Below are 9,963 nucleotides of genomic sequence, written 5' to 3'. Positions count from 1 at the left end.
GCTAGCACGTCGGTTGACCCGTACGAGTGAGATCGAGTCTACAGCGGCCCCACCCGCCCGACCCGGACCCACACCCCCTCACCTGCACCTTCACCCCGGCGTGCCACGTCGGCCGGACCGAACTGCCGCGAAATGCTTGCCGCGGGGCGCACCAGGGACTAGCGTCCAATGTCATCAGACAACTCGTCCGATGGCTATGGACGGCGCGGTGCGGACCCGCTTCCGCCCGACCGCCCCACCGGGCTCCCCTGCGAAGGCGGTCCGCACCCCGGAATCCCGACGGTGATTCTGCGCTTCCCCGGGCGGTTTCATCCGGCGTCGCCAAAACTGCCCTCCCTCCTCCGAAACCCGTACCTTCAACGCTCCGGGACGCGGCGCGTCACGCCCGGCGCCGGTGACGTCGGACGGAATCTAGGGGTGATCAACGCCCCCGAAACCCGGTTGCCCAAAACTGGCCGCTTTTGCCCCATCCGATCAAGTGATTCAACGTCATGGGCATTGCTCTCCGCACATGCCGGCAGCAGATATATGCATGCTTCGTCGGCTTCCCCGGCCGGACGGTGTCCGTGCGCCGATCACTCGCAGCAGAATCCGGGAGTGGTATGTGCGACGAATTCTGCGGGCCCGCCCTCGCGGCATGGCTCGCCCGAGGAGCCGGTGACCCACGGCGCCGCCTCGACGAGTGGGCGCGCGCCAGGAACCGGGTGACGCTGCTGCCGGCCGGCCACCGGTGGGACGCCGTCAGGATCCCCGAACGGCCGGGCCACGAGGTCCTGGCACGACTGCAGGACAGCACCGCGCCCGTGGGGCCCGTCATGTGGGACCGGCGCTGCGGCTTCCTGTACTTCCTGGTGCCGCCGCGCGCCGAGGACGTCTGGTCCCCGCTCGGGCTGCGCTTCCTCACCCTCGGCGGGTGGCTGGCCGCCGCCGACCCGCGCAGGCCGGCCCGGCACCCGGCCCTGTGGATCCACTCCAGGGGCGCCGTGGAACTCACCGGCCCGGCATATCTCTACATCGCCTGCCTGGAGGTGCTGACCGCCGGCGCCCGCCCCCTGCGGCGCGTCCCCGCGCCCCTGTGAGACGGCCGCCGGCCCGTCACACCCGCAGCGCCCGCCCGCCGCGCACGGCACGTACGCCCCGCACGGCGCGCAGGATGCGCACCACCCGGCGCACGGCGCGGTGACGGCGGAGGGCCTCGGCGCGGACCGGGCTGCCCCCGGGCAGGCGCAGGCTGGTGAGGCGGCGGCGCTTGAAGTACCGGGGGTGGCGCGGCAGATGACGGCGGAGCCACTCCTCGGCCTCCGGGCGCAGCCCGGGGTGGAGACGGGCCTGCATGCAGTAGCCCACGGTCCGCAGCAGCGGGGCGAGGGTCCCCTCCACCACCTCCGCGGTGAGGGCCGGCGGGCGGCCGGCGAGGGCGACGTCCCGCTCCAGGTCCGGGAGGGCGGCGTCGACGAGGGTGAGCGGGATGCGGCCCTCGCTCTCGTACGGGGCGATCCGCTCCAGCAGCGGCCCGGTGCCGACGCGTGCGGCGGGGATGCCGTGCAGGGCCGCGGCGGTGAACAGGGCGGTCGAGGAACAGCCGACGACCAGCGCGGGACGGAACCGCGCGAGCAGGGCCTCGGCGGCGACGGGCCCCTCCAGGACCGCCAGTTCCACGCCGAGCCCGGCGGCGGCCTTGCCGAGCGAGGACGTCAGGTCCTCGGGCGCGCCGGGATCGGGGGCGTAGACCAGCGAGGTGTGACCGGCCGCGACCGCTCCGCGGAGCATGCGCACGTGGAGCCCGGCCTCCTCCCGCCCGTCGACGAGGCCGCTCGCGCTCAGGTGCTCGCCGAGCAGGAGTGCGGTGTGCCGCTCGGGAACCGGCGGGACGAGGGCGGCCATGCCCTGGAGCGTGCTCAGCAGCACGTCCTTCGGGACGGCCACGGGCTCCACCGCGTGCTCGGCGAGCAGCAGCGGGCGCAGCCCCGGCAGCAGGTCGACGTGGAGCAGCCGCGCGATACGGCAGCCGAGGCCGGCCGGCAGCCGGTCGGCGGTGGGTCCGTAGCCCGTCAGGCCGGCGGCGTACACGTGGACCGGGCTCTCGGCGAAGATCTCGGCGACCGAGCGCGCGGGCGGCGAGTGCGGCGCCTCGCAGACGATCTCCACGGGTCCCTCGCCCAGCTCCCAGGCGAGCCGCAGTGCCCGCTCCCACAGGGTGAGGTCCTCCTCGCGGGGCGACCAGTCGGCCGGGTGGTGCGGGGCGATGGCGGCGTTCCAGGAGCGCACGGCGTCGAACTCGGGCATCAGCGCGGCGAAGCCCGGCGTGCGGTCGAGGGGCGTGGCGAGCTCGGGGACGGCCGAGACGTCGCTCACCACGAGGAGACGGCGGCGGCCCCCACGGGGTCCGAACAACCCCGCCCGGATGGCCGCCGTGACGGTCGCCGCCGCGTAAGGGGTGGCGGCGAAGAAGATCTGGGTCATCCACTCGTCCTTCGTGTCGCCGCGCGCCCGGCGCGGCATCCGGTCCGGGGCGCGGCGCTGCCGCTCGTGGCCCAGCATCACGGACCGGTTCCTCCCGGTCCAAGCCATGGCGCCGGATATCACCGGTCCGAGTGAGCGGGGCCCGGAACGGCCCCGGAACACGGCCCCGGAACACGTCCGCGGAAAAAACTTCCTCCGACGTGTCGATCCGCGCGCCGCCCGTTCGACGCGTAGGCAGGAGCGGGGAGGATCCCCACCCGTGCCTGAGGAACCCGTACCTGAAGAAGGAGAACGCGATGCGTTTCATGTCCCTGATCCGGATCAACGAGGACAACGTCCCCGAGGGCGGCCCCGACGAGCGGCTGATGGAGGAGATGGGCAAGCTCATCGAGGAGATGTCCAAGGCCGGCGTGTTGCTGGACACGGCCGGTCTGCGGCCGACCTCCGAGGGGACGCGGCTGCACTGGGACCACGGGAAGCTGTCCGTCGTCGACGGGCCCTTCACCGAGTCCAAGGAGTTCATCGGCGGATACGCGATCGTCCAGGCGAAGTCGAAGGAGGAGGCCGTGGAGTGGACCAAGCGCTTCCTGCAGGTCCACGGCGACGCCTGGGAGATCACCTGCGAGCTGCGGCAGGTCGAGGAGGCCCCCGAGCTCTCCTGAGGCGCCCGGAGCGCCGCCGGTTGCCCTCGCCCGGAGCGGCTGCTCTGATGGGTGGCTGTGACGGCTCCGGCTCCAGGTACCGATGACGCCCGCCGCGCGATCGAGGCGGTGTGGCGGATCGAGTCGGCCCGGGTGATCGCCGGTGTCGCGCGGATCGTGCGCGACATCGGCGTCGCCGAGGAGCTCGCGCAGGACGCCCTGGTCGCCGCCCTCGAGCAGTGGCCGGGCGCCGGCGTCCCGGACAACCCCGGTGCCTGGCTGACGACCACGGCAAAGCACCGGGCGATCGACCTCGTCCGCCGCAAGGAGGTCTTCGCGCGCAAGCTCGTGGAACTCGGCCACACCCTGGAGGGCGGCCAGGCGTACGAGCCCGACTTCGCGGCTGCCGAGGCGGCCGCCGACGGCGACATCGAGGACGACCTGCTGCGGCTGGTCTTCACCGCCTGCCACCCCGTGCTGTCCACCGGGGCCCGCGTGGCGCTCACCCTGCGGCTGCTCGGTGGTCTGACGACCGCCGAGATCGCGCGCGCCTACCTCGTCCCCGAGGCGACCGTCGCCCAGCGCATCGTGCGGGCGAAACGGACGCTTGCGAAGGCGGACGTGCCCTTCGAGCAGCCGCACGGGCCCGACCGGGTCGAACGGCTCTCCTCCGTCCTGGAGGTCATCTACCTGGTCTTCAACGAGGGCTACTCGGCGACCGCGGGCGACGACTGGATGCGCCCGGCGCTGTGCGAGGACGCCCTGCGCCTCGCCAGGGTGCTGGCCGGGCTGATGCCCAAGGAGCCCGAGGTCCACGGCCTGGCCGCGCTGCTGGAGATCCAGGCGTCCCGTTCTGCCGCCCGCACCGGCCCGGACGGGCAGCCCGTCCTGCTGGCCGACCAGGACCGGCGGCGCTGGGACCAATTGCTGATCCGGCGCGGCTTCGCCGCCCTGGCGCGCGCCGAGGCGGCGGGCGGTCCGCCGGGCCCGTACGCGCTGCAGGCCGCCATCGCCGCCTGCCACGCCCGCGCCCTGCACGCGCGGGACACGGACTGGCGGCGGATCGCCGAGCTCTACGCGGCCCTGGCGCGGCGCGCGCCGTCCCCGGTGGTGGAACTCAACCGGGCGGTCGCGGTCGCCATGGCGTACGGACCGCAGGAGGGGCTCGCGCTCGTGGACGGGCTCACCGACGAGCCGTCGCTGCGCGGCTACCACCTGCTGCCGAGCGTCCGCGGTGACCTGCTGGAGCGGCTCGGCCGGTACGCCGAGGCCCGCGAGGAGTTCCTGAGCGCCGCCTCCCTGACCCGCAACGAGCGCGAGCGTGCCCTGCTGGTCGAGCGCGCCGCCCGGGCGAGCCTGGCGGCTAAGGGGTAGGCGGCCGGGCGCCGGGTCCCGGGCCTCGACGGCGGCCGGCGGTGCCGTCGATGGCCTCGACGACCGGGTGGCGGTGCGCCTCGGACCCGCGCAGGGCGTGCAGCATGACGAGCATCATCAGCGGGCACATCAGGGCCACGGCGAGGATGAAGATCGCACCGATCGGCACACCGAGCCCGACCGCGACCACCACCGCGACCGCGGCGACGAGCCCGTACAGCCCGTAGTGCCGGCCGGTCGCCCTCGCCTTGTCCATCGCGGCCTCCCGCGGTCTCGCCGACGGCGTGGATTTCATCGTACGGCCGCGGGCGCGTGCCGCATCCGGACGCCGACGGCCCCTGCGCGGGGCCCGGGTGACGGGCGGGCCCGGGGGGACGGCACGCGCCCCCGCAGTCACCCGCGGACTCCCACGCGCCCTCACCGAGGGGGTGCCGGGCGGGTGGACATACGTCCCGCTCATGGGATCATCCTGCGGTGCGCCGCCCGCGGCGCGGCGGGAACCGCGGCCCGCGCGGGACACCCATCGTCGTCGACACCCGAGAGGGACAGGGCATGACCGGAACGGCGAGCCGCTACCTCTACCTCACCCGGCACGCCGAGGCGCTGCCGGACGGGAGCGGCCTGACGGAGAACGGCTTCCGGCAGGCCGGACTGCTCGGCGAGCGGCTGGGGGGCTCCCCGGTCTCCGCCGTCCACCACGGTCCGCTGCCCGGGGCCGCGCAGTCCGCGGCGCTGATCGGCGAGCGGCTGGGGAGCGGGGTGCCCGTGGCGTCCAGCGAGCTCGCGGGGGACTATCCGCCGTACTTCCCCGCGGAGTCCGAGCTGCCGCCGGACAGCGCGTACTACCTCTCCCGCTTCCTCGACCACTTCTCCGCCGAGGAGCGCGCCTGGGGGCCGCACTGGGCCGCCGAGGCGCTGACCCGGTTCGCCGGGCCGATGGCGGCGGGCAAGGCGGCGCACGAGCTGGTCGTGACCCACAACTTCCTGATCGGCTGGCTGGTCTCGGCGGCGCTGGACGCGCCCCGCTGGCGCTGGCTCAGCCTCAACCACGCCAACGCCGCCCTGACGGTGATCCGCTACACCCCCGGCCGGCCGAACTCGGTACTGCTCCTCAACGACATGCGGCACCTCCCGGAGGAACTGCGCTGGACCGGTTTCCCGGCCGAGCTGCACTTCTGACGGCGCTCGCCCGGTCCCCCGCCGGACACCGGACACCGGACACCGCGCGCGGCGTACGCCCCGCGCGCGGGCCCGGTACCCGGTCCGGGGACCTTGTGGCCTATGGCAACCTCAAACCGGGCAGTGTTAGAAATGTCGGCATGGTCGACGTTTTCGACCGATTCGGGGCGTCACAATGCGGTCACTGACCGAGAAGAGCCCGCGGAGCGTCGCCGGACAGGTCTTCATCCTGCAGGTGGCGATCGTCGTGCTGCTCGTGGCGGGCGGCGTGTTCGCGCTCGTCGTGCAGTCCCGGCACGACAGCGAGCGCGAGGCCGTGAACCGTTCGATCGCGGCGGCGAGCACCTTCGCCCGCTCCCCCGGCCTGGTGGACGTGCTGGAGGAACCGGACCCCTCCAAGACCCTCCAGCCCATCACCGAACTGGCCCGCAAGGAGGCCGGGGTCGACTTCATCGTGGTGATGGACACCAAGGGGATCCGCTACACGCACCCCATCCCCGGCCGGATCGGCCAGCAGTTCGTCGGCACCATCGGGCCGTCCCTGCAGGGCAGGGTCTACACCGAGAGCGTGCAGGGCCCGCTCGGCCACGAGGTCCAGGCGGTCGTGCCCGTCTTCGACCCCGTCGCCGACCCGCACGGCCAGGTCGTGGCACTGGTGTCGGCCGGCATGAAGGTGAAGAACGTGACCGGCGTGGTCGCCAGGCAGCTGCCGATCATCCTCGGCGCCGGCGCGGCCGCGCTCGCCTTGGCCATGGGCGGCACCGCCCTGGTCGCCAGACGGCTGCGCCGGCAGACCCACCGCCTGGACGCGGCCGAGATGACCCGCATGTACGAGCACCACGACACCGTGCTGCACTCCGTGCGGGAGGGCGTGCTCATCGTCGACGAGGACGGTCGGCTGCTGCTCGCCAACGACGAGGCCAAGCGCCTGCTCGACCTCGCCCCCGACGCCGAGGGCCGGCGGATCACCGACCTGCCGGGGCTCGAACCGGACACGGTCGAACTGCTGACCTCCCAGCGGGTGGCCACCGACGAAGTGCTGCCGGCCGGCGACCGCCTGCTGGCGGTCAACCAGCGTCCCACCGACGGCCACGGCGGCCCCAAGGGCTCGATCGTGACCCTGCGCGACTCCACGGAGCTGCGGGCGCTGTCCGGCCGCGCCGAGGACGCCAGGGAACGCCTCAAGCTGCTCTACGACGCGGGCCTGGGCGTCGGCACGACCCTCGACGTGGTGCGGACCGCCGAGGAGCTGGCGCAGGTCACCGTGCCGCGCTTCGCGGACTTCGTCACCGTCGACCTGGCCGACCCGGTGCTGCGCGGCGAGGAGCCGAGCGGCACCGCCGGCTCCGACATGCGCCGCACGGCCGTCAACGGCATCCGCTCCGACGCCCCGCTCTACCCGCTCGGCAGGCTGATCGACTTCCTGCCCTCCACCCCGCAGGCGCGCGGCTTCGGCAGCGGCCGTGCGGAGATCGTCGCCGACCTCTCCGCGGACCCCGGCTGGCTCGCCCAGGACCCCGAGCGCACGGACCGGGTCGTGGGGTACGGCATCCACTCGCTGATCGCGGCCCCGCTCAAGGCCCGCGGCGTGGTGCTGGGCATCGCCAACTTCTGGCGTTCGGAGAAGCCGGAGCCGTTCGACGAGGAGGACCTCTCGCTCGCCGAGGAGCTCGTCGCCCGCGCCGCGATCAACATCGACAACGCGCGCCGCTACACCCGCGAGCACGCCCTGGCCGTCACCCTGCAGCGCAGCCTGCTGCCGCGCGCGCTGCCCGAGCAGAGCGCCCTGGACGTGGCCCACCGCTACCTGCCCGCGCAGTCCGGCGTCAGCGGCGACTGGTTCGACGTGATCCCGCTCCCCGGCAACCGGGTGGCGCTGGTCGTCGGCGACGTCGTCGGCCACGGGCTGCACGCCGCCGCCACGATGGGGCGGCTGCGCACCGCGGTGCACAACTTCTCCACCCTCGACCTGCCGCCCGACGAGCTCCTCGGCCACCTGGACGACCTGGTCGGCCGCATCGACCAGGACGAGTCCGGCACCGGCGTCGGGGCCGGCGTCATGGGTGCCACCTGCCTGTACGCGATCTACGACCCCGTCTCGCGGCGCTGCGTGATGGCGCGGGCCGGACACCACCCGCCCGCCCTGGTGCGCCCCGACGGCGGCGTGGAGTTCCCCGACCTGCCCGCCGGGCCGCCGCTGGGCCTGGGCGGCATGCCGTTCCAGACGGCGGAGCTGGAGCTGGCGGAGGGCACCCAGCTGGTCCTGTACACCGACGGGCTGATCGAGGACCGCAGGCGGGACCTCGACGTCGGCATGGAGATGCTGAAGCAGGCCCTGGCCGCCCACCCGGACCGGCCCCCCGAGGAGAGCTGCCAGGCCGTGCTGGAGGCGCTGCTGCCGGGCCGTCCCAAGGACGACGTGGCGCTGCTCATCGCCCGCACCCGGTGCACCCCCGCCGACCACGTCGCCGAATGGGACGTGCCCCTCGATCCCGCGGCCGTGTCGGGGATGCGGGCCGCCGTCGCGGAGAAGCTGGACGAGTGGGGCCTGTCGGAGCTGGCGTTCGGCATGGAGCTGGTGCTCAGCGAACTGATCACCAACGCGATCCGCTACGGCTCCGCGCCCATCAGGGTCCGGCTGCTGCTGGACCGCACGCTGACCTGTGAGGTGTCCGACGGCAGCAGCACCTCGCCGCACCTGCGCTACGCCGCCACCACCGACGAGGGCGGCCGCGGGCTGTTCCTGGTCGCGCAGGTCGCCGAACGCTGGGGCACCCGCTACACCCCCGAGGGCAAGGTGATCTGGGCGGAGCAGCCGCTGCCCGCCTGGGCGGACCGCGCCCTGGACGCGGGCGCGCGGCTGACGGGCGCGGTCGACGCCTCGACGCGGTGAACGCCCCCGGGCTCAGCCGGACGTCCGCGCCAGCACACGGGCCCGGCACCGGGCCGGCGTGCCCCAGGCGGAGCGCAGCGCGCGGGCCTTGGTGAGCCACAGGGACAGGTCGTACTCGGCCGTGTAGCCGAGGGCGCCGTGCAGTTGCAGCGCGGTCCGCGCAGCCCGGTACGCGGCCTCGCCGCAGGCCACCTTCGCGGCGGCGACGTCGGCGCCGGTCCCTGTCACCGCGGCGCCGTGCAGCAGGGGGCGGGCGAACTCCAGGGCGATCAGGGTGTCGGCCAGCCGGTGCTTGACGGCCTGGAAGGAACCGACCGGCACCCCGAACTGGTGGCGCCGGCGCACATGGTCGACCGTACGGGCCAGCAGCGCGAGCCCGACGCCGAGCGCCTGGGCCGCCGTGACGAGCGCCGCCAGGTCGGCGGCCCGGGCGGCCGCGGTCGCGACGGCGGGCCCGGCGGCCAGCACCGCCGCGGTGCCCTCCTGCGGGACGGCCAGACGCCGGACGGGGTCGAGGGAGGCCAGGACCGGGCCGTGGTCGCGGGCCAGGAGCAGCCGGTCGCCGCTCACGACCAGGACGGCGTCGGCGGCGTCGGCGTCAAGGGCGTGGCCGCCCTCCGGCGCGGCGAGACCCAGCACGGCCCGTCCCGCGGCGACGCGGGGCAGCCACTCCTTGGCCGGCCCCGGGTCGGGCAGCGCGTCCAGGAGCGCGGCGGCGGCCACCGTCTCGACGACCGGGCCCGGTAGGGCGTGCCGCCCCAGCTCGACGAAGGCGAGGGCGAGCTCGACGGGGCGCGGGCCGTAGCCGTCGTAAGCCTCCGGCACGGCGAGCGCGAAGAGCCCGGCGTCGGCCAGCCGGGCCCACAGCCGCCGCCCCGGTGCGTGCTCCCCCGCGGCCCAGGCACGCGCCGCCTCCGGCGTCCCGGCGGCGGCGAGCATGCGGTCCAGGGCGTGGGCGAAGTCCGCCTGCTCCACGGTCGGCAGGAACCTCATCGGCGACGCCCCCTCGGCAGCCCGAGCAGCCGCTCGGCAATGATGTCGCGCTGGATCCCGCTCGTACCCGCACACGCAGGACGACGCGAGTCACCAGCGCCGTACGCCCCGGCACGGCCGGCACGAAGCGCCCGGCAGCAGCGGGCCGGACCGTGCTCCCCCACGCCCCGGGCGCCCGGCAGGAACCTCATCCGCGACGCCCCCTCGGCAGCCCGAGCAGCCGCTCGGCGATGATGTCGCGCTGGATCCCGCTCGTACCCGCACACGCAGGACGACGCGAGTCACCAGCGCCGTACGCCCCGGCACGGCCGGCGCGAAGCACCCGGCAGCAGCGGGCCGGACCGTGCTCCCCCACGCCCCGGGCGCCCGGCAGGAACCTCATCCGCGACGCCCCCTCGGCAGCCCGAGCAGCCGCTCGGC

Annotated in this window: 8 protein-coding genes; 5 read left to right on the top strand and 3 right to left on the bottom strand. The window is 74.7% G+C overall.

Features of this window, described 5'->3' with window-relative positions; translation table 11 throughout:
- The first annotated feature begins 602 nt into the window (after positions 1-602).
- Positions 603-1,079, top strand: coding sequence for a hypothetical protein (locus tag PV350_RS37140; RefSeq protein WP_499513899.1), 477 nt, complete (start codon positions 603-605; stop codon positions 1,077-1,079).
- A 16-nt stretch (positions 1,080-1,095) separates the two neighbouring features.
- Here the strand turns inward: PV350_RS37140 and PV350_RS37135 are convergent, their stop codons facing one another.
- Positions 1,096-2,463, bottom strand: a complete 1,368-nt coding sequence (locus PV350_RS37135; RefSeq protein ID WP_499516942.1) for a polysialyltransferase family glycosyltransferase — start codon at positions 2,461-2,463, stop codon at positions 1,096-1,098.
- Between the two features lie 296 nt (positions 2,464-2,759).
- Between PV350_RS37135 and PV350_RS37130 the strand changes: the two genes are divergently transcribed.
- Both PV350_RS37130 and PV350_RS37125 read left to right on the top strand, forming a co-directional pair.
- Positions 2,760-3,125, top strand: a complete 366-nt coding sequence (locus tag PV350_RS37130) for a YciI family protein (protein ID WP_499513898.1) — start codon at positions 2,760-2,762, stop codon at positions 3,123-3,125.
- A 51-nt stretch (positions 3,126-3,176) separates the two neighbouring features.
- Positions 3,177-4,478 (top strand): RNA polymerase sigma factor, encoded by a 1,302-nt coding sequence (locus tag PV350_RS37125; RefSeq protein ID WP_499513897.1) that lies wholly within the window; start codon positions 3,177-3,179, stop codon positions 4,476-4,478.
- Here the strand turns inward: PV350_RS37125 and PV350_RS37120 are convergent.
- Positions 4,468-4,734 (bottom strand): hypothetical protein, encoded by a 267-nt coding sequence (locus PV350_RS37120; RefSeq protein WP_499513896.1) that lies wholly within the window; start codon positions 4,732-4,734, stop codon positions 4,468-4,470. The two genes, PV350_RS37125 and PV350_RS37120, sit on opposite strands and share 11 nt — an antisense overlap.
- 296 nt (positions 4,735-5,030) lie before the next feature.
- Between PV350_RS37120 and PV350_RS37115 the strand changes: the two genes are divergently transcribed.
- Both PV350_RS37115 and PV350_RS37110 read left to right on the top strand, forming a co-directional pair.
- Complete coding sequence (locus tag PV350_RS37115; protein WP_499513895.1) at positions 5,031-5,657, top strand: histidine phosphatase family protein; 627 nt, start codon at positions 5,031-5,033, stop codon at positions 5,655-5,657.
- A 175-nt stretch (positions 5,658-5,832) separates the two neighbouring features.
- Positions 5,833-8,550: a SpoIIE family protein phosphatase gene (locus tag PV350_RS37110; RefSeq protein ID WP_499513894.1), complete on the top strand. Its 2,718-nt coding sequence runs from the start codon at positions 5,833-5,835 to the stop codon at positions 8,548-8,550.
- 12 nt (positions 8,551-8,562) lie between these two features.
- On the opposite strand, the gene PV350_RS37105 is transcribed toward PV350_RS37110, so the two are convergent.
- The gene (locus PV350_RS37105; RefSeq protein ID WP_499513893.1) at positions 8,563-9,543 is read right to left on the bottom strand and encodes an acyl-CoA dehydrogenase family protein; all 981 of its coding nucleotides are present in this window, start codon (positions 9,541-9,543) and stop codon (positions 8,563-8,565) included.
- Positions 9,544-9,963 lie beyond the last annotated feature (420 nt).

Source organism: Streptomyces sp. PA03-6a (assembly GCF_033792765.1).
GTDB lineage: Bacteria > Actinomycetota > Actinomycetes > Streptomycetales > Streptomycetaceae > Actinacidiphila.
Note: the sequence above shows the minus strand (reverse complement) of the source record. Positions and strands in the feature narration are given on the sequence as shown.